Origin of the sequence: Streptomyces sp. NPDC053755, assembly GCF_040677675.1 — a bacterium.
Classification (GTDB): Bacteria; Actinomycetota; Actinomycetes; order Streptomycetales; family Streptomycetaceae; genus Streptomyces.
Genome location: NZ_JBFASK010000014.1, coordinates 1 through 25356 on the forward strand (window position 1 = coordinate 1; position 25356 = coordinate 25356).

Annotated in this window: 20 protein-coding genes and 1 pseudogene; 2 read left to right on the forward strand and 19 right to left on the reverse strand. The window is 73.3% G+C overall.

Features of this window, described 5'->3' with window-relative positions; all coding sequences use genetic code 11:
* The 15 genes and pseudogenes from AB0K65_RS15785 to AB0K65_RS15855 all read right to left on the reverse strand — a co-directional run.
* A partial coding sequence (locus AB0K65_RS15785; protein ID WP_365716911.1) for an S-adenosylmethionine synthetase N-terminal domain-containing protein occupies positions 1 to 742 on the reverse strand: 742 nt, incomplete at its 3' end.
* Positions 743 to 847: 105 nt separating this feature from the next.
* Positions 848 to 1591 (reverse strand): annotated as a pseudogene (locus AB0K65_RS15790) (thioesterase domain-containing protein); the annotation flags it as partial.
* The gene (locus AB0K65_RS15795; RefSeq protein WP_365716690.1) at positions 1588 to 2553 is read right to left on the reverse strand and encodes a 3-oxoacyl-[acyl-carrier-protein] synthase III C-terminal domain-containing protein; all 966 of its coding nucleotides are present in this window, start codon (positions 2551 to 2553) and stop codon (positions 1588 to 1590) included. The gene AB0K65_RS15795 and the pseudogene AB0K65_RS15790, both read right to left, overlap by 4 nt.
* Before the next feature lie 44 nt (positions 2554 to 2597).
* Entirely contained in the window at positions 2598 to 3671 is a 1074-nt protein-coding gene (locus tag AB0K65_RS15800; RefSeq protein ID WP_365716692.1) for an LLM class flavin-dependent oxidoreductase, read from the reverse strand.
* 60 nt (positions 3672 to 3731) lie between these two features.
* Complete coding sequence (locus tag AB0K65_RS15805; protein WP_365716694.1) at positions 3732 to 4973, reverse strand: MFS transporter; 1242 nt, start codon at positions 4971 to 4973, stop codon at positions 3732 to 3734.
* Positions 4957 to 6573, reverse strand: coding sequence for an amino acid adenylation domain-containing protein (locus AB0K65_RS15810; protein ID WP_365716696.1), 1617 nt, complete (start codon positions 6571 to 6573; stop codon positions 4957 to 4959). The genes AB0K65_RS15805 and AB0K65_RS15810 overlap by 17 nt, the downstream gene beginning before the upstream one ends.
* Complete coding sequence (locus AB0K65_RS15815) at positions 6566 to 7678, reverse strand: HAD-IIIC family phosphatase (RefSeq protein WP_365716698.1); 1113 nt, start codon at positions 7676 to 7678, stop codon at positions 6566 to 6568. Before AB0K65_RS15815 ends, AB0K65_RS15810 begins: the two co-directional genes overlap by 8 nt.
* A 2-nt stretch (positions 7679 to 7680) precedes the next feature.
* Entirely contained in the window at positions 7681 to 8664 is a 984-nt protein-coding gene (locus AB0K65_RS15820) for a 3-oxoacyl-[acyl-carrier-protein] synthase III C-terminal domain-containing protein (protein ID WP_365716700.1), read from the reverse strand.
* A complete protein-coding gene (locus AB0K65_RS15825) occupies positions 8661 to 9788 on the reverse strand; it encodes an acyl-CoA dehydrogenase family protein (protein WP_365716702.1) in 1128 nt (375 codons plus the stop codon). The genes AB0K65_RS15820 and AB0K65_RS15825 overlap by 4 nt, the downstream gene beginning before the upstream one ends.
* On the reverse strand, positions 9781 to 10050 hold the full coding sequence (locus AB0K65_RS15830) for a phosphopantetheine-binding protein (protein ID WP_365716704.1): 270 nt from the start codon (positions 10048 to 10050) through the stop codon (positions 9781 to 9783). The genes AB0K65_RS15825 and AB0K65_RS15830 overlap by 8 nt, the downstream gene beginning before the upstream one ends.
* Positions 10047 to 10949, reverse strand: a complete 903-nt coding sequence (locus tag AB0K65_RS15835) for a 3-hydroxyacyl-CoA dehydrogenase family protein (RefSeq protein ID WP_365716706.1) — start codon at positions 10947 to 10949, stop codon at positions 10047 to 10049. The genes AB0K65_RS15830 and AB0K65_RS15835 overlap by 4 nt, the downstream gene beginning before the upstream one ends.
* Positions 10946 to 14422 carry a beta-ketoacyl synthase N-terminal-like domain-containing protein gene (locus tag AB0K65_RS15840; protein WP_365716708.1) on the reverse strand — a complete coding sequence of 1159 codons (3477 nt, stop codon included), beginning with the start codon at positions 14420 to 14422 and terminating at the stop codon, positions 10946 to 10948. The genes AB0K65_RS15835 and AB0K65_RS15840 overlap by 4 nt, the downstream gene beginning before the upstream one ends.
* A 17-nt stretch (positions 14423 to 14439) precedes the next feature.
* Positions 14440 to 14793, reverse strand: a complete 354-nt coding sequence (locus AB0K65_RS15845) for an acyl carrier protein (RefSeq protein WP_365716710.1) — start codon at positions 14791 to 14793, stop codon at positions 14440 to 14442.
* Positions 14790 to 17840 carry a condensation domain-containing protein gene (locus tag AB0K65_RS15850; RefSeq protein WP_365716712.1) on the reverse strand — a complete coding sequence of 1017 codons (3051 nt, stop codon included), beginning with the start codon at positions 17838 to 17840 and terminating at the stop codon, positions 14790 to 14792. The genes AB0K65_RS15845 and AB0K65_RS15850 overlap by 4 nt, the downstream gene beginning before the upstream one ends.
* Positions 17837 to 19723 carry a non-ribosomal peptide synthetase gene (locus AB0K65_RS15855; protein WP_365716714.1) on the reverse strand — a complete coding sequence of 629 codons (1887 nt, stop codon included), beginning with the start codon at positions 19721 to 19723 and terminating at the stop codon, positions 17837 to 17839. The genes AB0K65_RS15850 and AB0K65_RS15855 overlap by 4 nt, the downstream gene beginning before the upstream one ends.
* A gap of 561 nt (positions 19724 to 20284) precedes the next feature.
* Between AB0K65_RS15855 and AB0K65_RS15860 the strand changes: the two genes are divergently transcribed.
* Both AB0K65_RS15860 and AB0K65_RS15865 read left to right on the forward strand, forming a co-directional pair.
* Complete coding sequence (locus tag AB0K65_RS15860; RefSeq protein ID WP_365716716.1) at positions 20285 to 20830, forward strand: GNAT family protein; 546 nt, start codon at positions 20285 to 20287, stop codon at positions 20828 to 20830.
* Between the two features lie 27 nt (positions 20831 to 20857).
* Positions 20858 to 21691, forward strand: coding sequence for a 4'-phosphopantetheinyl transferase superfamily protein (locus AB0K65_RS15865; RefSeq protein WP_365716718.1), 834 nt, complete (start codon positions 20858 to 20860; stop codon positions 21689 to 21691).
* Here AB0K65_RS15865 and AB0K65_RS15870 read toward each other — a convergent pair.
* From AB0K65_RS15870 to AB0K65_RS15885, 4 genes are all read right to left on the reverse strand, one after another.
* Positions 21678 to 22589 (reverse strand): CopD family protein, encoded by a 912-nt coding sequence (locus tag AB0K65_RS15870; RefSeq protein WP_365716720.1) that lies wholly within the window; start codon positions 22587 to 22589, stop codon positions 21678 to 21680. The two genes, AB0K65_RS15865 and AB0K65_RS15870, sit on opposite strands and share 14 nt — an antisense overlap.
* Before the next feature lie 83 nt (positions 22590 to 22672).
* A complete protein-coding gene (locus tag AB0K65_RS15875) occupies positions 22673 to 22900 on the reverse strand; it encodes an EF-hand domain-containing protein (RefSeq protein WP_365716722.1) in 228 nt (75 codons plus the stop codon).
* 177 nt (positions 22901 to 23077) lie between these two features.
* Positions 23078 to 24265 (reverse strand): hypothetical protein, encoded by a 1188-nt coding sequence (locus AB0K65_RS15880; RefSeq protein WP_365716724.1) that lies wholly within the window; start codon positions 24263 to 24265, stop codon positions 23078 to 23080.
* Positions 24265 to 25038, reverse strand: a complete 774-nt coding sequence (locus AB0K65_RS15885; protein WP_365716726.1) for a polysaccharide deacetylase family protein — start codon at positions 25036 to 25038, stop codon at positions 24265 to 24267. The genes AB0K65_RS15880 and AB0K65_RS15885 overlap by 1 nt, the downstream gene beginning before the upstream one ends.
* Positions 25039 to 25356: the final 318 nt, after the last annotated feature.

Here is a 25356-nt window from a genome sequence, read left to right on the forward strand (position 1 = left end):
AACGGCCGGTCGGGTTCACCAGGAGGCGGTAGCCCTCGGTGTCCAGCTTGATGCCCTCGTCGGCGAGCGAGCCCAGGACGTGCTCCACCACGTGCGTGCGGATGTCGGGCGCGAGCAGCGACTCGAGGTCGATGTCGGAGGCGTGCTGCGAGGACACCACGACCGTGTCCAGCCGGACCGGACGGTCGCCGTCGTACTCGATGGTGACCTGGGTCTTGCCGTCGGGGCGCAGATACGGGACGGTCCCGTTCCTTCGGACCTCGGTCAGCCTCCGGGAGAGCCGGTGGGCGAGGTGGATCGGCAGCGGCATCAGCTCGGCGGTCTCGTCGCAGGCGTAGCCGAACATCAGGCCCTGGTCGCCGGCGCCCTGGGCGTCCAGCTCGTCCGAACCCCCCTCGACCCGGGACTCGTAGGCCGTGTCGACGCCCTGCGCGATGTCCGGGGACTGCGCGCCGATGGAGACCGACACCCCGCAGGACGCGCCGTCGAAGCCCTTGGCGGAGGAGTCGTAGCCGATCTCCAGGATCTTCTCCCGGACGAGCCGGGCGATCGAGGCGTACGCGGTCGTCGACACCTCGCCCGCGACATGGACCTGCCCGGTCGTGATCAGGGTCTCCACGGCGACCCGCGAGGACGGGTCCTCGGCGAGCAGCGCGTCGAGGATCGCGTCGCTGATCTGGTCGGCGATCTTGTCGGGATGCCCCTCGGTCACGGACTCCGAGGTGAACAGACGACGGGACATGGTGCTTCCCTCCGGGGAAGTGGGGAGACGGGCGGCGGTGACGTCGCGGGTGATCCGGTCGCAGACCGCCGCGGCGTGCTCGAACAGGTAGAAGTGACCTCCCGGCCAGGCGTGCCGGCTGGTGCGGGCGCGGGTGTGGCCGGCCCAGGGGGCGGCCAGTGCGGGGCCCGCGACCGGGTCGTCCGCGCCGCTGAACAGCGACAGCGGCGCCTTCAGCGGCGGGCCGGGGTGTTCCTCGTACGTGTCCACGATCGCGAGGTCGCCGCGGAGCGTCTCCACCATCGGTTCGACGAGGTCGGGGATGGCCAGCACCTCCTCGGGGGTGCCGCCGAGGTCGCGCATGAAGCCGGTCAGCCGCTCCGTCGACCAGAGGTGGCGTCGGGCGCGGTCGGGCCGGTGCCCGGGGGCGGGGGCTCCGGAGAGCCCCACCCAGACGGGCGGCAGGCCCTGCCGGGAGAGCCGGCGCGCCAGTTCGTAGGTGATCAGCGCGCCCATGCTGTGCCCGAAGACGCCGTAGGGGCCGGCCAGTACCCGCCGGGTGAGCGGGGCGAGCCACTCGACCGCCTCGGTGGTGGTGCGGCAGCGTCCCTCCCCCGCCGACATCAGGCGGCCGGGAAGATCCACGGCCAGGAGCCGCCAGTCGGCGGGGAGATGGCGTACCAGCGGGGCGAAGGCGGCCGCCGAACCCCCGGCGTGGTGCACGAGCAGCAGGGTGAAGGGGGCGTCGGCGGCCGGCCGGGCCGCCGGGCACTCCGCAGCGGCGGGTCGTGAAGCCGGAGGTCCGAAGACCGGGGCGAGGAAGCGCCGCAGGTCCTTCCAGCCCGCCCAGGGCTGTGCGGGAGCGCTCATCGGCCTCGGAACTCCAGTGCGGTCACGCCCCAGGTGAAGCCCATCCCGCTGGTGGCGACCAGGACCAGGTCGCCTGGTTCCAGCCGCTCGTCGTCCAGGAGGCCGGCGAGGGCGATCAGCGGGTCGGAGCCGCCCATGTGCCCGTACCGGTGGTAGTTGAAGACGCTCTTCTCCGGGGGGATGCCGAGTCCGGCCAGCAGCTTCTCGTGCATGCCCTTGTCGCCCTGGTTGATCAGGAAGTGGGCGACGTCCGTGACCTCCTTGCCGAGGGTGGACAGCACGTCGCCGACACGGGCGGGGAAGTTCTCCAGGTAGGCGTCGCCCAGGCCCTGCCGGCGGCCGCGCCGGCGCATCAGGATCCGGTCGTCCTCCAGGTCTCCGGAGTAGTAGTCGGCCCAGGAGGGGTCCGTGCGCATGGACGACGCGAGGACCTCGAAGAGGCAGTCCTCGCGGCCGAGGAGGACGGCGGCCGGGGCGTCGCCGAAGTTGAACAGGGCCTTGGAGTCGGGGTCGTCCCGGTCGACGAGCCGGCTGAGGCGGTCCCCGACGAGGACCAGGGCGTAGGGGGCGACGCCGCCCAGCGCGAGTTCCGCCAGTCCGGTGCGTACGGCCGTCATGGCGCCGTTGCAGAAGTTGGTGACCTCGAAGCAGTGGGCGCCGAGGATGCCCAGCTCGTCGGCGACCTTGGCCGCCGGGGACCAGAACGGCTGGTCCCACTCGCCGGAACCGGCGTAGATCACCTGGCCGATCGCGTCCGGGGAGACGCCGTTGCGCTCCAGGACGGCCCTGGCCGCCTCCGCGGCCAGCTCCCAGGCCGTCTCGTCCTCGCCGAGGACGGGGAACTCCTCGGTGTGCGTGATGGCCAGGATGTCGGCCACCGGTACGCCGGACGTCTCGTGCAACTCCCGCACGGTCACCCGCGACGAGGGAAAGGCCACCTCGAAGTCGACGATTCCGCCCACGGTCCCTGCTCTCCTTCGCTGTACGGTCATGACGGTCGCGGCCCTCAGGCGGCCGGCGCGGCGACCCGGGCGGCCCCCGCGGCCGACCGCTCGCGCAGCCGGTTCAGGTGCTCCAGGCTCGCCAGGACGGCCGGCGTCGGCAGCCCGAAGTCGATCAGGCAGGCCACCTCGTCCACGCCGATGGCGCGGAACCTCTCCACCATCGGCTCGGCCTTCTCCACGGTGCCCAGCAGTCCGCCGTCGTCGAAGTAGCGGTCGAAGGAGCGGGCCACGATGAAGTCGATGTCCTCGGGCGACAGCTTCGAGGCGTCGACACGGCGCCCGTCCAGCCGTGAGCCCAGCAGCAGTCCGAGGGAGCTGCGCAGGTAGTCGCCGAGAGGCGCCCGTACGGTCTCGCGGACCGCGTCCTCGTCCTCACCGAGGAAGGCGTGCACCATGAGCGCGACATGACCGTTCCATCCGGGCCGGCCGAGCCCGGCGGCCGCCTCGCGGTATTCGGCGATCTTGCCGGCGAGGTCGTCGAGGTCCTGGCCCAGCAGGTGGGTCAGGAGCCCGGCGCCGGAGCGGCCGGCGTTGCGGAAGGTCTCCACGCCCCCGGCGCTGGTCACCCACACCGGAAGCTCGCTCTGGACCGGCGGCGGGAAGATGCCGAGTTCCTGTGCGGCGCCGACGCCGTCGGTGACCGCGATCTTCTCGCCGCGCCACAGCGCGCGGACCTGCTCCACCTGCTCCAGCAGGATCTCCCGCCGGTTCTCGTAGTTCTCGGGGCGCAGCGCGAAGTCCGTCGCGTGCCATCCGGAGGCGAAGGACAGGCCCACCCTGCCGTGGGACAGGTTGTCCACGACCGACCACTCCTCCGCGATCCGCAGCGGATGGTGCAGGGGGGCGACGACGCTGCCCGCGCGGATGCCGACGCGCTCGGTCACGGCGGCGATCGCCGCGCCCGTCACGGACGGGTTGGGGTACAGGCCGCCGAAGGGGTGGAAGTGCCGCTCGGGGGTCCACACGGCGCTGAAGCCGTTGCGGTCGGCGAACCGGGCTCCCTCCATGAGGAGTTCGTAGCGGTCGCCCGAGCCCTCGGTACTGTCGTTGGCGAAGTAGAAGAGACTGAAGTCCATGGCGTTCTCCGGTTGTTGCTGGTCGGCGACGGGAGCCCCTGGCCTGTCCGCGGGCGCGGCTCAGGCGACGGCCGGCTCGGCGCCGGTGTCGGGGACCGGGCGGCGGGTGCGCTCGGCCCAGGAGGCGACCGCGGGTGCGGCGAGGCCAGCGCCGAGGAGCAGGACGGCGAAGACGATCCAGGCGGGCCAGCCCAGCCGGACGATGAGCACGGTGGCGAGGGCCGGGGTGACCATCGAGCCGAGCTGTGTCGACATCCCGAACATGCCCTGGTACTGCCCCTGGGCGTGGTCCGGGGCCAGGCCGAAGGCCAGGGACCAGGATCCGGCGCTGTAGAGCATCTCGCCGATCACGTGCACGACGGCGCCGGCGAGCAGGGCGGCGACGGCCACCCACACCGGCCGGTCGGCGGCCAGGGCGAAGAGGGCGCAGCACGCGGCGAGGAAGACACCGCACCTGCGCAGCGTCCGGGCGCCGCCACGGACGTTCTCGCTGCCCTTTCCGGCACGGACCTGGAAGAGCACGACCATGATCGTGTTCAGGATGAGGATGACGGAGTACAGCCACTTGGGCGCGGAGGTCTGGCTGGTGATCCAGATCGGCAGCGCGACGGTGAGGATCGCGACGTTCATCACCAGGACCGAGTTGAGCAGCGCGACGGCGGCGTACGGGAGGTCGCGCAGGACGACCCACCGGGGTCCGGCGCTCTCCTTGGGGGCGGGGGCGACGGACGGGACGGTGAGGTAGGCGGCGCCCGCGACGAGGAACATGACGCCGCCGGCGATCAGCAGACCGACGTACGCCGGCCGGTTGTCGAACCAGAGGGCGACCGCGCCGGCCGCGGCGCCGAGGGTCACGCCGAGGTTGCTGACCGCCCGCATGTACGACCAGGCGCGGACGCGGTCCTCCTGGGGGATCAGCCCGGCGATGAGCGCGCCGCGGGCGGCGTCCGTGGAGGACTCGGCCATCAGCGCGAGACTGGTGACCACGACGAGGCCGGCGAAGCTCTCGACGAAGGCGTAGGCGCCCACGAACACGCCGAGCAGCAGCAGGAACCCGACGGTGGTGTTGCGCGGGCCGACGAGGTCGGCCAGCCGGCCGGCCGGGATGCTCGCGGCCATGGCGAGGGCGGCGCCGATGCTGAGGGCGAGGCCGACCTGTTCGGCCGGGATGCCGACGGTGCGGGTGAAGAACAGCACGCTGACGGCCATCAGGACGCCGTGGCCCGCGGTCTTGGCGAAGTTGCTCAGACAGAGGGTGCGGACGATGCCGGGCGGCGGGACGATGTCATCGAGAAATGCCATGGTGGCCTCCGTTGCCGGCGGCCGGTCCGGCCGCGGCGAGGTCGGGGGACGAGAGCTCGCGGGTGAGGCGCGGCCGGTCGACCTTGCCGTTGGGGTTGAGCGGCAGGCTGTCCAGGTACCGGAATCGGCGGGGCACCATGTGGACCGGGACGCGCTTGCGCAGCCAGCGGGTGAGCGGCTGCGGTTCGAGGGGGGCTCCGGTGTGGCAGCCGACGAGTTCGACGTCGTCGCCTCGCCGGAGCGCGATGACGACGGCCTGCGCGATGTCCGGGTGGCGGCGCAGCGCGGCCTCGATCTCGCCGAGCTCGATGCGGTATCCGCGCACCTTCACCTGGTTGTCGAGGCGGCCGAGGTGCACCAGGTTCCCGGACTCCCAGCGCACGCGGTCGCCGGTCCGGTAGTAGTGCTCCGGGGTGAGCGGTCCCTCCCCCCGGTAGGGCGTGACGCCGTTCTCGTCGTACCGGAGGAAGCGGCCGTGGTCGTCGGCCGGGTCCAGATAGCCGTCGAAGCGCTGGGAGCCGCGTACGCACAGCTCCCCCTCCTCGGCGGGCCGGCCCTGCTCGTCGAGCACGAGGTGGTCGAGGAAGTCGTAGACGGGCCCGATGGGGACGGTGTCGTTGGAGGTGGCCGGCCACCGCGCGGGATCGGCGGGGAGAGCGAACTCCGTGCAGGCGACCGTGAGTTCGGTGGGACCGTAGACGTTCTCGATCGCCGCCTGGGGTGCCGTCGCGCGCCAGGCCTCGGCCTGGTCGTAGGAGAGCTGCTCGCCGATGAAGACGCTCATCCGCAGGTCGGAGGCGACCCCGGTGGGCAGGTTGCCCAGCTGGGCGCTGACGGAGACCACGGACGGCACCGAGAACCAGTGGGTGATCCGGTTGTCGACGATGTAGTCGACCGGCGAGAGGAGTTCCGCCCGGCCGGGGACCACGAGCGTGGCGCCGCCGCCCCAGGTCACGAAGAGGTCGAAGACGGAGGGGTCGAAGGTCAGGTCGAAGGTGTGCGAGGTCCGGCAGCCGGGACCGATGCCGTACCGCTCGATGTTGTGCGCGAGGTACGGCGAGAGGTTGCGGTGCCGGATCGGCACGCCCTTGGGCCGGCCCGTCGAGCCGGAGGTGAACAGGACGTACGCCACGTCGTCGGGGCCGGTGGTGTACGGGGGCAGCTCGGGCGCCGGGGCGGTGTCCGCCCGGCCGGCGGCGGCCACCTCCCCGGCGTCGAGGCGGAGTTCGGTCGGGACCAGTCCGCCCAGCTCCCCGTCGAGCTGGCCCGCGTCCCCGGCGTCCACCACGAGCACCTCGGTGCCCGCCAGTTCGCAGATCATCCGGTTGCGCGCGGCCGGGAAGGCCGGGTTGACGGGGGTGACGGTCGCGCCGAGCCGCTGACCCGCCAGGTAGGCGGCGAGGACGGCCACGGTACGGGTCGCCATCACGGAGATCCGCCGGGGGACGGAACCGTGCGCCTCCAGGATCCGGGCGGCGACGTGCTCGGCGGCGCGGCGCAGCTCGCGGTAGTCGAGCCGGGCGCCGCCGGCCTCCACGGCCGGCTCGCCGGGGTGGCGCTCGACGGACCGGTCGAACCACTCGTACAGCGTCTCAGCCACGGGTGGCCTCCGCGGCGGTCACGGGAGCGGCGAGGTCGGGGGCGTCGAGCCGCATGGTGGTCGGCGGTTCCTGCCGTGCGGGCTCGATGTGCAGCAGCTCGATGTCCTCGCGGTCCGGGCCGGTGACGGCGGCGGCGCAGGGGCAGGCGTCGCCGGTGAATCCGGCGAAGCGGTAGGCGACCTCCATCATCCGGTTGCGCGCGGTGCGCCGGAAGTCGGCCGCCAGGTGCACGCCGGCGGCGGCCGCCTGGTCGGTCAGCCAGCGCAGGATGACTGCGCCCGCGCCGAAGGAGACGACCCGGCAGGAGGTGGCGAGCAGCTTGAGGTGCCAGACTCCGGGCAGCCGTTCCAGCAGCACGATGCCGACGGCGCCGTGGTCGCCGAAGCGGTCGCGCAGCGAGATCACGAGGACATCGTGGCCGGGGTCCGCCAGCAGGCCCCGCAGCTCGGCGTCGCCGTAGTGGACGCCGGTGGCGTTCATCTGGCTGGTGCGCAGGGTCAGTTCCTCGACCCGGGCGAGGTCCGCCTCGGCGGCCCGTCCGATGGTCATGACGAGGCCGAGGGTGCGCAGGAACTCCTCGTCGGCGCCGGCGAACTCCTCGCGGGCCGCCTCGCGGCGGAACCCGGCCTGGTACATCTCCCGGCGCCGGCGCGAGTCCTCGGTGGTCACGGGATCGAACTCGGGCCGGCCGGTGAGCTCCAGGACCTCCTCGGCCGGGTAGCAGCGCACGTCGGGGAGGTGGTGGGCGACCTCCGCGCGCTCGGCCGGCTGGTCGTCGACGAACGCGATCGTGGTGTGGGCGAAGCCGAGCTGGTCGGCGATCCTGCGGACCGACTCGGACTTGGGACCCCAGCCGATGTGCGGGAGGACGAAGTACTCGGCGACGCCGAGCAGCTCCAGGCGTTCCCAGGCGTGGTCGTGGTCGTTCTTGCTGGCCACGGCCTGGAGGATGCCTCGCCGGTCGAGGGTGGCGATCACCTCGCGGACCTCGTCCGAGAGCGTGACCTCCCCGTCCTCCAGGAGCGTTCCGCTCCACAGCGTGTTGTCGAGGTCCCACACCAGGCACTTGACGGCGGTCGTGGTGTCCTTCACGGTCTCGGCCACGGTCACACCTCCCACAGGGTCACGGCCCAGGCGGCGACCGGGCTGTTGTTGAGGACGAGCACGAGGTCGCCCGGGGCGAGTTCGCCGGCCGCGAGGAGCCGGTCGAGGTTGAGTACGACGTCCATGGCGCCGAGGTGGCCGTACGCGGCGAGGTGCTCGTTGCACACGGGATGGATCGGCAGGCCGAGGAGGGTCTCGTAGAAGCGGTAGGCGCTCGCCGTGACGTTCTGCATGAGCGTCGTGGCGACGGCGCCCTTGTCGACGCCCGCGTCCGCCAGCACCTCCTCGACCATCCGGCCGAGCCGCATCCGGCTGTTCATGGCGAGTTCGAAGCGGTACCGGTCGGGCGACCGGCACTCCTCGCGCCACTCGTAGTGCGGGACCTGCTTGTAGTCGACCTGGAAGAGGTCGTGGAAGCTGCCGTCCGTCTCCATGCGGTGGGCCCGCAGGACCGGCCGGCCGCCCCGGACGAGCGTCATGGCGTACGCGCCGTCGCCGATGACGGTGACGGGGTGGCGCACCCGGTCGAAGCCGGTGGGCCGGCTGCCGTGGGCGATCAGCACGCCCTGCCGGGACGGGTCGGCGAGCATCAGGTCCCGGCCGAGGGCCCAGGCGGCGCTGGAGCCGGTGCAGCCGAGGCCGTCGACGGTGAAGGCGAACGCGCCGTCGAGCTTCGCCTCCGCCTGGACGCGGCAGGCGTCCGAGCCGAGCAGCACGTCGGGGGCCCGGGGGCTGACGAGCATGAGGGTGTCCGGCACGCCCGGCGCGCCGGGGGTGTTGTCGTCGAGCGAGTCGAGCAGACCGCGCACGGCCTGGACGGCGAGGTCGCCCGCGGTGTGGTCCTCCAGGACGCCGACCGTCGCGATCCCGCTGCCCCGGGCGAACTCCGCCTCCTCGGGGGAGAGCCCGGGGAACTCGGGGAGGTCGGTGACCGGGGTGCGCAGGGTGGGCAGGACGGTGTGGATGGCTCCGATGCCGATGCTCATGACCACACCGCCAGGGCGTGCCTGCCGAGCAGGAGCTGGCTGATCTCGTTGCTGCCCTCGATGATCTCCATCAGCTTGGCGTCGCGGTACGCGCGGGCCACCGGGCCGCCGTCCCGGGCGCCGGCCGAGGCCAGCACCTGGACGGCGGACGCGGCTCCGCGCGCCGCGTGACCGGCCGCCAGGTGCTTGGCGGTCACGGCGGAGGTCACCAGCTCGGGGCTGTTCTCGTCCCAGCAGAGGCTGGCCCGCTCGCAGCAGCGGACCGAGGCCTCCTGGCCGACGTGCAGCTCGGCGAGGTGCCGGGCGACGAGCTGGTGGTCGGCGAGGGGCGAGCCGAACTGCTGCCGGGTGGCGGCGTGGGCGGCGGCGGCCCGCAGGCAGGATCGCAGGATGCCGACACAGCCCCAGGCCACGGACACCCGGCCGAAGGTCAGCGCGGAGGTCACGAGCCAGTCGACGGGGAGTCCGGCGCCGCCCAGCAGGCTGTCGGCGGGCAGCCGTACGCCGTCGAAGGTGACGTCGGCGTGGCCGGCGGCCCGGCAGCCCATGGGGTCGGCCACCCGCTCCACGGTCACGCCGGGGGCGTCCGTGGGGACGACGACGGCGGCGGCCCCGTCGCCGTACCGGCCGAAGACGACGAGGTAGTCGGCGTAGGCGCCGACGGTGATCCACGTCTTGCGGCCGTCGAGGACGACCGAGTCGCCGTCGGGGCGGACGGTGGTGGTCATGGCGCCCAGGTCGCTGCCGGCTCCGGGCTCGCTGAAGGCGACCCCGGCGAGCCGGCCGCCGGTGAGCTCGTGGAGGTAGACGGCCTTCTGCTCGTCGCCGCCGAGGCGTTCGACGGTCCAGGCGGCCATGCCCTGGGAGGTCATGACGCTGCGCACGGACGAGCACAGGGAGCCGACGTGGGCCGTCAGCTCGCCGTTGTCCGCGCTGCTCAGGCCGAGGCCGCCGTAGGCGACGGGCACCTGGGCGCACAGCGCGCCCTTGCCGCCGAGTTCGCGCAGCAGCGCGAGGGGCAGCTCACCGGTCCTGTCCCAGACGTCGGCCCGGTCGCCGATCAGCTCCGTGGCCAGCTGCTCCGCCTCGGCGCGTGCGGAGGGCCGGCCGGTCGGCTCACTCATCGCCCGCGCCCCGCAGGCGCAGCACGAGGGCGGTCATCGCGTCCACGCTGCGGAAGTTGTCGAGGGTGAGGTCGGAGCCGCCGACCTGGACGCCGAAGGACTGCTCGACGTGCACCAGCAGCTCCATGGCGAACAGGGAGGTGACCAGGCCGGTGGAGAAGAGGTCCACGTCCGGGGCGACGGCCGTCTTGGTGCGCTGCTCCAGGAAGGCGGTCAGCGTCTCGCGGATCGTCCGGGTGTCCTGCTGGGTGGGGGTGCTCATGAGGTGCTTCCTCCGTATTCGAAAAATCCACGTCCGGTCTTGCGGCCGAAATCGCCGGCGGTGACCTTCTCCAGAAGCAGTGCGCAGGGCTCGTAGCCCGCGTCGCCGGTGCGCTCGTGCAGCACGCGCAGGGAGTCGACGACGTTGTCGAGGCCGATCAGGTCGGCGGTGGCGAGGGGCCCGGTGGTGTGGCCCAGGCAGCCTTCGAAGGCGGCGTCGACGGACGCCGGGTCGGCGACGCCCTCCGCCACGATCCGGGCCGCCTCGTTGATCATCCGCTGGAGGATCCGGTTGATCACGAACCCCGGTCCGTCTCCGACGACCACCCCGGTCTGGCCGAGCGTCTCCAGGAGGGCGCGGGCCGACTCCAGGGCCGCGGCGCCGGTGCGCGGTCCGCGGATCAGCTCGGCGGTGTGGATCAGGTAGGGCGGGTTCATGAAGTGGATGCCGGCCAGGTCCTCCGGCCGGGCCACCGCGTCGGCCTGCTCGTCGATCGGCACGGCCGAGGTGTTGGAGATCAGCAGCGTTCCGGGCGCCACCACGGCGGAGACCTCGGCGAGCACCTTCGCCTTGAGCGGGGCCAGCTCGGTGACGGCCTCGACGACCCAGGCCGCTGGGGCGACGTCCTCAACCCGGGTGGTGGTGACCAGTTCGCCGGTGGCGCCCTCGCGGGGCAGCTTGCCCATCATGCGGGCCAGCCGCAGCTGGCCGGTGGCGGTCGTGCGGGCCTTGGCGAGGATGTCCTCGGAGACGTCGACGAGGATCACGTCGACACCGCGGCCGAGGGCCAGGGTGGTGATGCCCGTACCCATCACGCCGGCTCCGATGACCGCGAGCGGGCCGCGGGCCGCCCCGGCGCCGCCGTCGGCCGTCACGTCGTGCGTCGCGCTGTCGCTCACTTCTCCCCCTGGGTGTCGGCGCCCGCGCCCTCGGCCGCCAGGGCCGGCAGGAGCGAGCCGATGTCGTCGGTGCGGTGGGCCAGGAAGGCCAGGCCGTTGCGCAGCTGCTCGCCGGTGACGAGCGGGGACAGGCCGTTCTTGCGCAGCCAGGGCTGCCAGCCGCGCGCCTGGACGCCCGCCTCCTCCAGCTCGTGGCCCTCCATCTCGTACAGGGCCGTGGCGGACAGCACCTTGCTGCCGGTGGCCTGGGCCTGGACGGCGACGAGCCGCTGCCACTCGGTCAGGGGCACGGTGCGGGTCGGCAGGCCCGCCTCCTCGAGGGCCGCGAAGAGGTCCTCGAGGCTCGGGGAGATCTCGTCCACCAGGTGGTAGGCGCGGCCGACCGACTTGGACGACATCGCGAGCTCCGCGACGGCACGGGCCAGCACGTCGACCGGCGAGACCGGCATCCCCCGGTCGTCGACCGGCCGGGCGCCCACGACCAGGCCGCTGGCGAGGAGGAACCAGATGAGGTCCTTGTCGTTGCAGGCGCCCGTCTGGCTGGAGGCCATGATCAGCCCCGGACGGAAGACCCGGACACGCATCCCGTCCTGGTCGGCGCGCTCCAGGATCCGCTCGCCGACCCACTTGCTGACGCCGTATCCGCCGAGCTGGGGGTCGAGGGGCTGTTCCCGGGTCTCCATCAGCCGCCCGTCCGCGCCGGCGGGCGCGGTGGCCGCGACGGTGGAGATGAAGCTGATGTCGCGGATGCCCAGGGGGCGCATCCAGTTCAGCAGGCCGACCAGCGGCAGGATGTTGTCGTCGCGCAGCATCCGGTACGGCTCGGTGAAGACCACCTTGGCCGCGCAGTGCAGCACGTGCCCGATACGGGTGGCGAGTTCGCCGCCCCGGTACGTACGGCAGAGCGTCCCGATGTCACGCAGGTCGCCGGGAACGGCATGGACCCGCTCGGGGTCGGGCGCGGGCAGCCCGAACTTGGCGGCGGTGGCCGTGAGCCGCGCCATGCCCTCGGCCTCGTCGGCGGCGCGGACGACGCAGTAGACCCGGCCCTTGGAGGCGCGGAGCAGCTCGTCGAGGAGGAACGCGCCGAGGTAGCCGGTGGCCCCGGTGAGCAGGACGTCCTTGCCGGGCGCGGACTGCTTGGCGAGCGGCTCCAGCGGGATCTGGAGGTCGGCGTCGACGAGGGCGCCGTCGCCGTCCGCCGCCGGGTCGACCTCCGCGTCGCCGAGCTGAGCGCCGTTCTTGAGGCCCTCGACGATGGTGGTGAGGCGCCGGATCGTGGCCTGGCTGCCGCCGGCCCGGTGGATGTTGATCAGGACGCCGAACCGCTGCTGGATCTCCAGGACCATCTGGACGGAGAGCAGCGAGGTGCCGCCGAGGGAGGCGAACTCGTCGTCGAGGCCGATGGTGTCGAGGCCGAACAGGTCCTGCCAGAGCTTCGTGAGGCCGGCCTCGACCGTGCCCTCGGCCGCGGTGGACACGGCGCTCGTGCCGCCGGCGGGGGCGGCGGGCTCGAGGGGCCCGTCGAACGCCGGGAGCCGGTCGAGCGCCCAGTGGCGCTTGCGGGTGAAGGGGTAGGTGGGCAGCGCGACGCGGCGGCCGCGGTGCCCGGCCAGCGCGGTCCAGTCCGCCTCGGCGCCGTGCAGCCACGCGGTGGTGACGGCGTCGTCGAGAAGGTCGGCCAGGGTGTCGGCGTCGAGCGGGGCGGTGTCCGGGAGGGTGACGACGTGCCGGTCCCTGCCGGGCTCGCCGTGGCCGACGAGGACCGGGAAGCGCCCCTCGGGGAGGGCGTCCAGCGGTGCGGTCAGGGCGTCTGTCAGCTCGGGCAGCGCGGCGCGCAGCCCGGCGATCAGCTCGGCGGGCGGCTGCGGTGCGTCCGCGGCGGGCAGGACGAGCACGGGACGGCGGCCCGCGGCCCGCTCGGTGCGCACCGCCGGCGGCCGGGGCAGTCGCAGGGCGGCGGTCAGGCGCTCGCGGGGCGCAGTGACCACGCGGCGTTCGGCGAAGGCCGCGCGGCCCACCCGCAGGGTGTGGGCGACGTCGTCGGCGTTCAGGCCGCCCTCGTCGAGGGCGTCGGCGAGGCGACGGGACTGCTGGTCGAGTTCGGCCCGGGTACGGGCCGAGAGCACCAGCCGTACGGTGGCGCGCGACGGGGCCGCGGCGCGTACCGGCTCCGGCGGGGCGGCGAGCACGATGGCGGCGTTGGTCCCGCCGACGCCCATGGAGTTGACCAGGACGTGGCGGTCGGCGTCGGCGCACTCCTCGCCGGAGGTCGTCACGAAGAAGGGGCTCTCCTCGAGGATGCCGGGGTCGCGCGGCCGCTCGAAGGTCGGGTGCGGCGGGATCTTGCCCGTACGGGCGACGTGGACGGCCTTGATGAAGCCCGCGATGCCGGCGGCGGGGCCGGTGTGGCCGATGTTCGACATGACCGAGCCGAGGGCGCAGTAGCCGCTCTTGTCGGTGGTGGCGCGGAACGCCCGGGTGAGGGCGATCAGCTCGATGTTGTCGCCGACCGGGGTGGCGGTGCCGTGCGCCTCGACGTAGCGCAGCTTGTCGGCGGCGACGCCGGCGGTGCCGAGGGCGGCCGCGACGACGTCGGCGACGCCGCGGGGGCTGGGGGCGACGAAGCCGAGCCGGTCGCCGCCGTCGTTGCCGACGGCGCTGCCGCGGATCACGGCGAGGACGTTGTCGCCGTCCGCGAGGGCGTCGTCGAGGCGGCGCAGGGCGACGACGCCGACGCCGGAGCTGTAGGTGGTGCCGGTCGAACTCGCGTCGAAGGAGCGGCAGTAGCCGTCCTCGGAGAGCACGCCGCCGGGCTGGTGGCGGTAGCCGCGGAAGGGCTCCAGGACGGTGGCACCGCCGGCCAGGGCGATGTCGCACTCGCCCGAGAGGAGGCTGAGGGTGGCGTAGTGCACGCCGTAGAGCGAGGAGGAGCACCCGGTCTGCAGGCTGACGGCGGGACCGCGCAGGCCCAGCTTGTAGGCCGCGCGGGAGGTCATGAAGTCGGCCTGGCCGCCCACGGTGAGTTCGAGGTCGTCGACGGCCGCGCGCAGCCCCGACTCGCGGGCCTTGGCGGCGAGCAGGGCGGCGGAGTAGTTCCCGGCGGCGCTGCCGGCGAAGACACCGACCACGGGGCCGTCCTTGCGGACGGGGTGTCCGGCGGACTCCAGCGCCTCCCAGGCGGCTTCGAGGAAGATCCGCTGCTGGGGGTCGATGGTCTCGGCCTCGCGCGGCGGGTAGGCGAAGAACTCGGAGGCGAAGTCCTCGACACCCGGGAGCGTGGTGGCCACGCGGACGAAGGCCGGGTCGTCGAGCATCTCCGGCGTGACGCCGGCGGCCTTGAGCTGCTCGGGGGACATCTCGCGCATGGAGATGACGCCACGGTCGATGTTGCGCCAGAACTCCTGGGGGGTGGTGGCGTCGGGGTAGCGCAGCCCGATGCCGATGACCGCTATGTCCGTGCTGTTCGTCATGGTTGCGTTCCCCTGGCTCACTCGGAGACGAGCTGGTCGCGGCGCGCGCGGCCGATCAGGCCGCCGCGGTTTCGGGCACCCAGTTCGGTCAGCCCGGTCTCGGCGCCGGCCGGGTCGGCCAGCAGCGCGACCTGGGCCTTGACGGTGCTGTGCTGGAAGAGGTCGGAGACCTTCAGGGTCCGTGTCGTCAGCGGCTCGAGCTCCTCCCAGAGCATGATGAGGAGCAGGGAACTGCCTCCCGCTTCGAGGAAGTTGACGTCCTCCGGCACCTGGTCGGCACTGTCCAGGTCGAGTACGTCGGCCCATGCCTGCCGGACCCGGGCGAGGAGCTCGGTCTCGGAGAGCGGGGTCGTGGCCACGGTGTTGTTCACGAAGTGCTCCTGGTGAGGGGGTGGGAATCGGGATCGGCCGCGAGGTCCTCGGCGGCTGCGACCACGTCGGCCAGCAGGGTGCGCGCCGTGTCCTGCTCGAACAGGCCGACGGCGTACGACAGGGCGAGGTCCAGCCGTCGGTCGGCGGCCTCGGTGGCGACGAGTTCGAGCTCGTACTTGATGTGCAGGGGATCCAGCGGGAGCAGCCGGGCGGTGGTGCCGGTGGTGAGGGCCGGCGGGCCCACGGCACCGCTCTGGGCGCTGAGGAAGACGGGCGTGAGGGCCGGGCGGCTCAGGTCCCGGTCGCTGTGCAGCTCGTTGGCCAGGACGTCCAGTGCCACGTCGGCGTGCCGGTAGGAGACGGCGCAGCTCTCCCGGGCCTGGTCGAGCAGCTCGCGCCAGGTGGGCTCCTTCCGCAGGTCGAGACGGAGGATCAGGGTGTTCACGAACATCCCGATCGCCTCGGCGGCAGACGGGTCGTCGCGCCCGGCCCAGGGGAAGGCGAACAGGAAGTCCCGCTGGGCGCCCCGCCGGGCCAGGGCCGCGGCGAGCAGCGCCGCGGTGGTCATGAACAGGGTGCAGCCGAGGGTGTCGCCGAGGGCCCGCAGGCGGGCGGCCGTGGCGGCGGGAAGCCGCTCGGTCAGGAGGGCCGCCTCGGTGGACTGGAGTTCGGTACGCGGCCGGTCGTGCGGCAGCACGATGTCGTTCGGCGCGCCGCGCAGGTGCTCCAGGAGGGCGGCGGCCCGCTCCGCCTCCGCGGCCGCCGAGGCGGGCGGGGCGGGGGTCAGGCACGCCGGGTGGACGGGCTCCCCGAGTTCCGGGGCGCAGCCGCCGGACAGGGCGCGGTAGGCGGTGCCGATCTCCTCCAGGAGGAGATCGCGGGACCATCCGTCGGCGACGATGTGGTGCACGACCAGGGCGAGGACGGTCCGGCCGGGCCCGAGGGCGAGGATCTCCGCCCGCGCGGGCGCCTCCCGGGCCAGGTCCACGGGCGCCCAGCACAGCCGGGACAGCCGGCCGCGCAGGGTGTCCGCGTCCCATGCGGCGGCGTCGGTGACCGTGGTGGGGGACGGGGCGCCCGACGTGCGGTAGCAGACGTGGCGCTTGCGCCGGTCGAGGAAGAAGAGTGAGGACAGGGCCGGGTGCCGGGTGAGGACCAGGTCCACGGACCGGCGCAGGACGTCCCGGTCCACCGGTCCCTCGTACTCGACGAGCGTGGGGATCAGATAGGCGGCGCGCAGCGACGGGAGCCGGTCGAGGAACCAGAACCGCTGCTGGACGGGGGATGCCGGATGGGCGTCGTCGTCCGTGGGCGGGGACCCCGCGGGGGCCTGTTCGGACGCGGGCGGTGTGGCCTGGGCGGCCGTCGTCGCCTCGGTGAGGAGTCGGGCGAGCCCGGCGACGGTGGGGTCCGGCAGGAACGCGCGCGGGGAGACGGTCAGGCCGTGCCGCCTCTTGACCTCGGCCAGCATCGTGACGGCCAGCAGCGAATGGCCGCCGAGCGCGAAGAAGTTGGAGCCCGGCGTCAGGGTGCCGGTGTCCGGGGCGGGGCCCGCCCCGGCCCGTCCGGCGAGGGCGGAGACGAACAGTTCGGCCGCGTCCGCCTCGGCGCCGGTGAGCCGCGCGGCGGCGGTGCCGGTCGTCCCGGACGGCCCGGCCGGTGCGTCCGGGCGGGGTGACACGGCGGGCACGGGCGGCAGCGCGTCGGCGGACGGCTGGCCCGGGAGGGCCGGCAGGGCGTCCAGCTGCCGGGCCGGGTCGCCCACCGCCTCCGCGAGCAGGCAGGCCACGCCCTCCGCCAGGGCCTGGGCCGTGGCGGGCGCGTAGAGGAGGGTGTCGTGCTCGACGGTGACGTCGAGCCCTTCGGGGCCGTCCTCGATCATCAGCAGCAGGTCGAACTTGGCCGTGCCGGTCCCCAGCACCACGGGGGCCGTCCAGCCGGTCCGTCCCGCGCGGGGAGCGGGCGTGTTCTGGTAGACGAAGCCGACGTCGACGAGCGGCCGGCGTCCCGCGCCGCGCGCGGCGGTGGCGGCGGCGGTCAGCCGGTCGAAGGGCAGGCTCTGGTACGACAGCGAGCGGAAGGTCTCCGTGCGGGCCGCCGCGCACAGGTCCGCGAAGGAACCCGCCGGGTCGACCCGGCAGCGCAGCGGAACGGTGTTGACGAAGAAGCCCACCGACTCCTCCAGGTCGGCGTGGACCCGGTTGGCGGTCATCGTGCCGAGCAGGAAGTCGGTCCGTCCCGACCAGCGCTGGAGCACGGCCTGGACCGCCGCCATGAGGACGACGTACGGGGTGGCGCGGCGGGCACGGGCGAACTCCGCGACCGCGGTGCGGACCGGCGGCGGGATGGTGAGGGTGTACCGCGCGCCGGGCCGGGTCCCGTCGGGTGCGGGGTCCCCCGGGGCGCGTCCGGCGAGGGACAGACCGGGGGCCACCCGCAGCAGTTCGGCGACACGCTCGTCCAGGCGCCGGACCGCTTCCGGGTCGTGCTCCGCGCGGCGTTCGAGCGCGGCGAAGTCGGCGTAGCGGGTGGAGAGGGCGGGCAGGTCCGCCGCGCCTCCGTCGGCCGCGGCCTCGTAGGCCCGGGACAGGTCGTGGAAGAGGGGGGCGAGCGACCAGCCGTCCACGGCGATGTGGTGGATGGTGAGCAGGACGGCGTCGCCGTCGGGCAGTCCGCGCCACAGGGTGCAGCGCAGGAGGGGGCCCCGGTCGAGGTCGAAGGGCGCGCGGCCCCGCTCCTGCGCCTCGCGCTCCACGCGGGCGAGTGCGTCGGGCTCGCCGCCGAGGTCGACGACGTCGACGGGGACGGGCGCGGGGTCGAGCACGATCTGCGCGGGCCGGCCGTCCTCCAGCCGGAAGACCGTGCGCAGCGGTTCGTGCCGGGCCGTGACCGCCTCCAGTGCGGCGCTGAGGGCGTCGGGGTCCAGCCGGCCGCCGGCCCGGAAGAACAGCGGGACGTTGTACGTGGCGTTGCCGGGCGCGGCGGCGTCGACGAACCACAGCCGCTCCTGCGCGAAGGAGAGCGGCGCCGGGAGGGAAGCGGTCACGAGGCGGCCACCACGGGCATCGAGGCCACGTGGGCGGCCAGTTCGTCCAGGCTGTCGGTCAGCAGCACCGCGCCGGCCTCGACCCGGACGCCGAGCCGCTGGTGCACCCGGGCGGCGACCTGCATCGCGAGGATCGAGTTGCCCCCGAGGTCGATGAAGTTGTCGGCGGGGCCGACCGCCTCGTGGGCGAGCACGTCCCGCCAGATGGCGAGGAGCGCGCCGGTCACGGCCTCGTCGGCGGCGGTAACGGCGGCGTCCGCCGGGCCGGCCGGCGGATCGAGCGGCCGGCCGGCGGGCTCGTGCGGCCGGCCGGCGGGCTCGTGCGGTGCCGGGCCGACGGGTGCTTCGAGGAGGCGCAACAGCTGTGTCCGGTCGGCCTTGCCGGTCGAGCCGAAGGGGACGCGGTCGAGCACCAGCCAGCGCGCGGGCAGCATGTAGCTGGGCAGGGTGCGCCCGAGACGCTCGTTCAGGGCGGCGGGCAGCTGCTCCCGGCTCACCTCCGCGGCGGCTTCCCGTGCGGGGAGGACGAAGCCGACCAGCCAGGCGGCGGGGCCCTCGCCGATCTTCTCGACGAAGGCCGAGTCGGCGAGCCCGCAGTTCAGCGCGGTCCGCTCGATCTCCTCCAGCTCGATGCGGAAGCCGCGCAGCTTGACCTGCCGGTCGGTGCGCCCGAAGAGCTCGACGGCGCCGCTGGCCAGGAGCCGGCCGGTGTCGCCGGTGCGGTAGATCCGCCCGCCGGTCGCGGGGTGCGTCACGAACCGCTCGGCGGTGAGTTCGGGGCGGGCGAGGTAGCCGAGGGCGACGCCCGGGCCGCCCACGCACAGCTCACCGGTCTCGCCCGCGGGAACCTCGTTCAGGTCCGCGTCGAGGAGCAGCAGGGTGGTCTCCTGGAGGGCGTAGCCGACCGGGACGCGGTCCAGCCCTTCGAGGCTCTCGTCCGTGCAGTCGAAGTAGGCGGCGAAGGTCGTCGTCTCGGTCGGCCCGTAGCCGTTGACCAGCCGGCCTGGCGGCCCGGCCGCCAGGACACGGCGTACGGCGCCCAGTTCCAGCTGCTCGCCGCCGACCACGACGGTGCCGACCGTGCCGAAGGCGTCGGGGCACTCGCGCGCCACCGTGTGGAAGAGGGAGGTCGTGAGGAACATCGCGTCGATGCGCTCGGAGCGGATCAGCGCGGTCCAGTCGTCCATGGCCAGTTCGGTGACGGACGGGAAGACCACGACGGTCGCGCCGGCGCAGAGGGCGTTCCAGACCTCGAACGTGGTGGCGTCGAAGGCCGGGTTGGCGGAGCTGGCCACCTGGTCGCCCGTGTCGACCGTACAGAAGCGCGCGTTCAGGGCGAGTCGGAGTACCGCCCGGTGGGGGACGACGACACCCTTGGGGCGTCCGGTGGAGCCGGAGGTGAAGTTGACGTACGCCGGGTCGTCGCGCTCGCTGTCCACCGCGGGCGGCGGCAGGCCGGGGTCGGTGTCGGGGAGGGCGAGCGGCTCGACGCCCTCGGGCAGCCAGGCCGGCAGATCCGCCCATCGCCCGCGGGCGGCGTCCTCCGCCCGCGACGAACGGACGATCACCCGGGAGCCGGACTCGGCGACGATGTCGGCGAGTCGGCTGGTGGGGGCCAGGCCGTCCAGGGGGAGGTACGCGGCTCCGCAGCGCAGGATGCCGAGGAAGGTCACGATCAGGTCGGCCGACCGGTCCTGGGCGACCGGTACGAGGTCTCCCCGGCCGACTCCCCGGCCCGCGAGCTCCGCGGCCAGCCAGCCGGCGCGCTGCCACAGCTCCCGGTACGAGAGCGCGAGACCCTTCGCAGGGTCGCGCACGGCACAGGCGTCCGGCTGTTTCCCGACCCAATGTGACACGACCTCGTGCACGTTGGCTGCCGCCATTTCCTACCCCTTCAGTGAATCCGAATCGAACTGGACGTCAGCGGTGCCGGTTCATCCCCAGCCGTGGTCGTCGAGCGGGGTGGCGGTCACCGAGCCGGCGTCTTCCGAGGCGCCCGGTTCCGCGACGAACCCTCTTCCCCAGCCGTGATCGGCGGCGATACGTACGGACGAGAAGGACGCGGTTTCCGCACCCGACCGGAGTTCGGCCGAGACAGCCGGGGCGGCCAGGAGGAAAAGGGCCGACATAGCCATTCCGGTGGACGTGACGAACCTGTTCGTACGCATGGCTCTCGCTTTCGGTCACCAGCCGGTGGGGATTACCCGGCCGAGTTCGCATTCCGACGTCCTCATCGTGTGGCGGCCGAGGAGTCGGAAGCAAGAATCGGCCGACGCATGCCTGTGCGACGCATGTTCATGCGGACCGGTGAATCGGACATCCTGGACCGGGGCAGTGACCCGGCATCAGGGCGTCGCCTATCGTTGATGCGTGTCCATCAGGGGCGCGGGAACCGCTCGACGACCGGCCGTGGAACCTGGATCCGGCCCCAACGGAGGTTTGCAGTGACGCTTTTCAGCCACGACCTGACAGATTCCGCCCAGCTGCGCCCCCTGGAACCCTGGCAGGCGGAAGAATTCGCCCAGTACGTCGACCGGGTACGGCCTCATCTCGCTCCGTGGCTCCCGTGGGCCCACTTCATCAAGGACCCCGACTCCGCACGCCAATTCCTCCAGAGGTACGCGGACACGCAGAGTCAGGACGGCGGCCGGATGTTCGGCCTCTGGGTCGACGGGAAACTGGAGGGCGGGGCGCTTTTCCGTATCTTCGACGTGCCCTCCGGGGTATGCGAAATGGGTGTCTGGCTGTCGCCCGACGCGCAGGGAAAGGGACTTGTCACACAGACGGCCCGGCATCTCGCGGACTGGGCTTTCCGGGTACGCGGAATGCACCGGATCGAATGGCGTGTGACGCCTGCGAATACCCGCAGCATCGCTGTGGCCAAGCGCCTTGGAATGCGCTACGAAGGTACGCTCCGGCAGGTCTTCGCATTCAACGGCGTACGCCAGGACCTGGAGATCTGGGCCCTGCTCGCCGACGAGAGCGCGTAACGGGCGGGGCGGCGGGAGAGGCCGGTCATGCGTGACCCGCGCCCGCTCGGTCCGGCGACGGCGGCGCCCGGCCCTGCTCCGGTGCCGTCCGGATCCGAGGGCCCGACGGTGGCCGTGTGGCTGGTGGACGCCCGGGAGCAGGGTGACGCGGCGGCCCGGATGGCGCCCGGGGTGCTGGATCCGGCGGAGACCCGCCGGGCGGCCTCCTTCGTCCGGGACGCGGACCGGCGCTGCTACGTGACGGCCCATGTGGCGCTGCGCTTCCTGCTCGGCGCCCGGCTCGGCATCGCCCCGGGCCGGGTGCGCCTCACCCGCGAGCCGTGCCGCGCGTGCGCGTCCTGCGACGGCTCCCACGGGCGGCCGGTGACCGAGGACGGTCCGGTCCACTTCTCCCTGTCGCACGGTGGCGATCTCGCGCTGGTGGCGCTCGGCCCGGTGCCGCTCGGGGTGGATCTGGAACCCCTGCCGTCACCGCGGACCGTGCGGGCCATCACCGGTCAGCTGCACCCGGACGAGGTCGCCGAGCTGGCCGCTCTGCCGCGGAGCGCGCGCCCGGCGGCCTTCGCCCGGGCCTGGGTGCGCAAGGAGGCCTATCTCAAGGGCCTCGGCGTCGGACTGGCCCGCGGCGTGGCGCTCGACTACGTGGGCACCGTGCCGACCGCGCCGCAGCGGCTTCCCGGCTGGTCGATGACCGACCTCACGGTGCCGGAGGGCTTCGCGGCGGCCATGGCGGTGACGTCCCCCACCCGCCCGGCCGGACCCGTCGCCCCGGTCACTCCGACGCCGTGGGGACGCCCGCCCTTCCGTGCCGTGGACGCGCTCGCCACTCCCCTGCCGTGCGCGCGCGCTACGCCGGGCTGAGCCAGTGCGGGTCCGGCACCACCGTAAGGACCGCCGAGACCAGGACGACCGCCACCAGGACCCCCAGCTCGATCCGGGCGGGCGTCTCGGCGTTCCCGCCGCGCAGCATCCGCCGTCGTGCGGTGAGGGCGAGCATGCTCGCGAGGCCGATCAGCGCGAGTTTGGCCAGCATGACCCTGCCGTACGCCGTGGCCAGGACGACGTCCAGGGGCAGCCGTCGCAGGGTCGAGAACGTCCCGGTGACCACGAGGGCGGCGAAGAGGCAGGCCGCCAGACGGGCGTACCGGACCAGGACCTCCCGCCCGCCCCGTCGCAGCCGCATGGTCCGCAGCACGTAGAGCAGCGATCCGAACCAGAGCGAGCCGGCCGTCAGGTGGACGACGGTGAGCGTGACGCCGACCGCCGGGCTGTACGCCTCGGGGTGGGCGCGCAGGGCTTCGGCGCCGATCACGACGGCGAGCGGGAGGAGGGCGAGCGCGGGACGGCGGCTCGCGGCGCAGAGGGCCGCGAGGGCGAAGGCGTTGGCCGTGACGAGGAGCAGCCGGCCTTCGCGCATGCCGTACACGGTGGTGAGGCCGAGGCCGCTGACGGCGGCGAAGAGCAGGAGCAGCGCGGCGGACGCGGCCGCGCCGAGCAGTGCGGCGGAGGCGGACCAGCGGCGCGGCTGCGGGCCCTGGCGGGCCAGCCGGACGCCGGCGAGTTCACCCAGATGGACGGCGAGGCCGACCAGGACGAACATCCTCAGCAGGGTGGTGGTGCCGGCGGCGGGGATCCGGAGTTCTCCGGTACCCGCCTGGGCTATACCGGCGCCGAGCAGGGCGACGGTGAGGACGGCTATGGCGGCCAGGACCGCCGCCGTCAGACGTATCGGGGTACCTACGGGTCCGGGAGGCGTCACCGGTCGATCGTCACCGGGGACCGGACGGGCGGCAACTCGCGTCCACGCGCTCGGCGTGCGCGGCCGCCCGCCCCGGATACTCCCTATGCCTGCGTGGCGCCCTTGTCCAGGTGCGCCCAGAACTCGTCCCAGGAGAGCTTGCCGTCGCCGTTGCCGTCGCGCTGGTTGATCAGCGCCTCCGCGACCGTCTCGGTGACGTGGAAGTCACCCAGCTGGGCCATGACGCTCTTGTACTCCGCGGCGGTGATGAGGCCGTCCCCGTCCACGTCGAACCGCTCGAATGCCTTGCGTGCCGACTCGATGTCCGCCACTGCTTTCCGCCCCTTCTTGGTGCTTCGATGACGGCAGTCAGATTAGCGGGCCCCCGTGGGGCGGCCGATGGGGGGACGGCGCCGGCCGGTTGCCGTGGAGGTCCGCGCGTGCTGCCGTGGAAGGGCGGACCACCCTGTGCCATGGCCCGCCCGCGGCGCCCTCGGCTCCCCCGGCCGTCAGCGGAAGATGCCGGTGTGACCGAGCGAGTAGCGCCCCGGCTGGGGGTAGACCGCGAGCCCGTGGGGGCCGCCGCCGACCGGGATGCGGGCGAGCTGTCGCCCGGTCGTGGTGTCGATCGCGTAGACCTCGGAGTCGTAGCGGCCCGAGAGCCACAGCACCTTGCCGTCGGCGGAGACGCCGCCCATGTCCGGGGATCCGCCGTCCGGCAGCCACCACTTCTTCGTGAGCTTGTTCTGCTTGAAGTCGAAGACGGAGATCGACCCCTCGCCGCGGTTGGGTACGTACATCTCCTGGGAGTCGCGGGAGATGTAGAGCCCGTGGCAGCCCTTGCCGGTCGGCAGGAGCGTGGGGGTGGTGAACTTCTCGCCGTCCAGGACCCACATGCCGTGGGCCATCATGTCGGCGATGTAGAAGGTCTTGCCGTCCGGGGAGATCTTCACGTCCTGCGGCATGGCGCCCTCGAAGGGCAGTCGCTGCTGGCCGATGACCTCCATCTTCTCCGTGTCGACCTTCAGCAGCTCGCCGGAGAACTCGCAGGAGACGACGAAGTACCGGCCGTCCGCGGAGAAGTCGGCGTGGTTGACGCCGTAGCAGGAGACGGGGACGGTCTTCTTCCGCTCCATCGTGTGGGGGTCCCGGAAGACCAGCTCGCGGTCGAGGGAGGCCATGACGATGGCGTATCTGCCGTTGGGCGTGAAGTAGAGGTTGTACGGGTCGTGGACCTCGACCGGCTTGCCGGCGACCCCGGTGGCGGGGTCGATGGGGGTGAGGGTGTGGCCGCGGTTGTTGTTGACCCAGAGCGTCTTCATGTCCCAGGACGGGACGACGTGCTGCGGCTGGATGCCGACCGGGATGGTCTCGACGACCCGGTACGTCGCGGGATCGATGACCGAGACGGTGTTGGAGTTGGTGTTGGGGACGTAGATCCTGGACGGGAAGTCCTTGACCACCGGGGAGAGCCTGTTCGGCCGGTCCGCCGCGTAGACGTCCTGGGGGTCGAGGACCGGCGGCATGCCGGGAAGTCCGGCCGGGGCGGCCCGCTTCGTCACGGCGGGGTGCGCGGCGGCCTCCTTGGTGGCGCCGCCGCGGGGTTCGGCCCCGTCGTCGGCGATCCCGCAGCCGGCGAGCGCGGTGAGCAGCGCGGCCGCGAGGAGACTCTTCGAACGCTTGGTGAGAGGCAGCATCAGGTCAGCAGCTCCGTGGTGGTCACCGCGCGCAGGCCGCGGCGGTCGAGGTCGGCGAGGAGGAGGGGCAGGGCGGCGACCGTGTCCGCGTAGCCGAAGTGCAGGCTCACCACCGATCCGTTGCGGACCGGCCCGGTGACGTGGGCGACGACGGCGGCGGCGCCGGGCGAGGTGAAGTCGAGGGAGTCGACGTCGTACGACAGGACGTGCGGGTATCCGGCCCGACGTGCCGCCCGCCGGACGGCGGGGGTGGCGCTTCGGGTGCGGGAGGGCCGGAACCAGGTGCCGACGGAGCCGGTGAGCCGGCGCAGCCGGGTGGCGCAGGCGCTGATCTCTCCGTAGGCCTCCTGCTCGGTCATCGCGTTGATGTCGAGGTGGCGCTGGGTGTGGTTGCCGAGGTCGTGGCCGCCGTCGAGGACGCGCCGGGCGAGGCCGGGGTGCTGGTCGAGCCAGCTGCCGACGGCGAGCACGGTGACGCGGGCCCCGGCCTTCTCGGCCTCGGTGAGCAGCGCGCGGGCGATGCCCGGGTCGCCCTGGCCGTGGAAGGTGAGCGCGACGCGGGGCCGGTCGCGGGGGCCGTTGGCGATCTCGTCGGGCAGGCCGGGGAAGCGGCGGGGCGCGGGGGCGGCGGCGGGCGCCGCGGCGGGCCCGGTGGGGTGGGCGGGCCTCGCGGGCCGGGCGGGCGGCTCCGTGCCGCAGGCGGCCGCGAGGGTTCCGGCGACGGCGGCGGCCGCGCCCGCCCGCAGTGCGGTGCGGCGGTCGGTCAGGGTCACCCGCCCATTGAAGAGCCGGGATGCCCGAAAGGTAACGATTAAGCCAATTCAGGACGTTTGCAGGTCGACCGAGAGAGTCCAGCATGCGGACACGGTCGATGAATCAAGCGCTGATGCCGATATTTATTCATTGTTTAGAAGGCGGGTGCCATACATCACCATAGATTCATCTACGGTATGTCCGTATATGAGGCACTCTAGGCCGGTAGAGGTGTTTGGTGGGGGCGGGATCCGTCTGCCATAGTCGACGGAACGACCCCCATTGACCCGGGCCCGGTCGTCGCCGGCCGCCGTGGATACACCCCCCCGATCCACGGC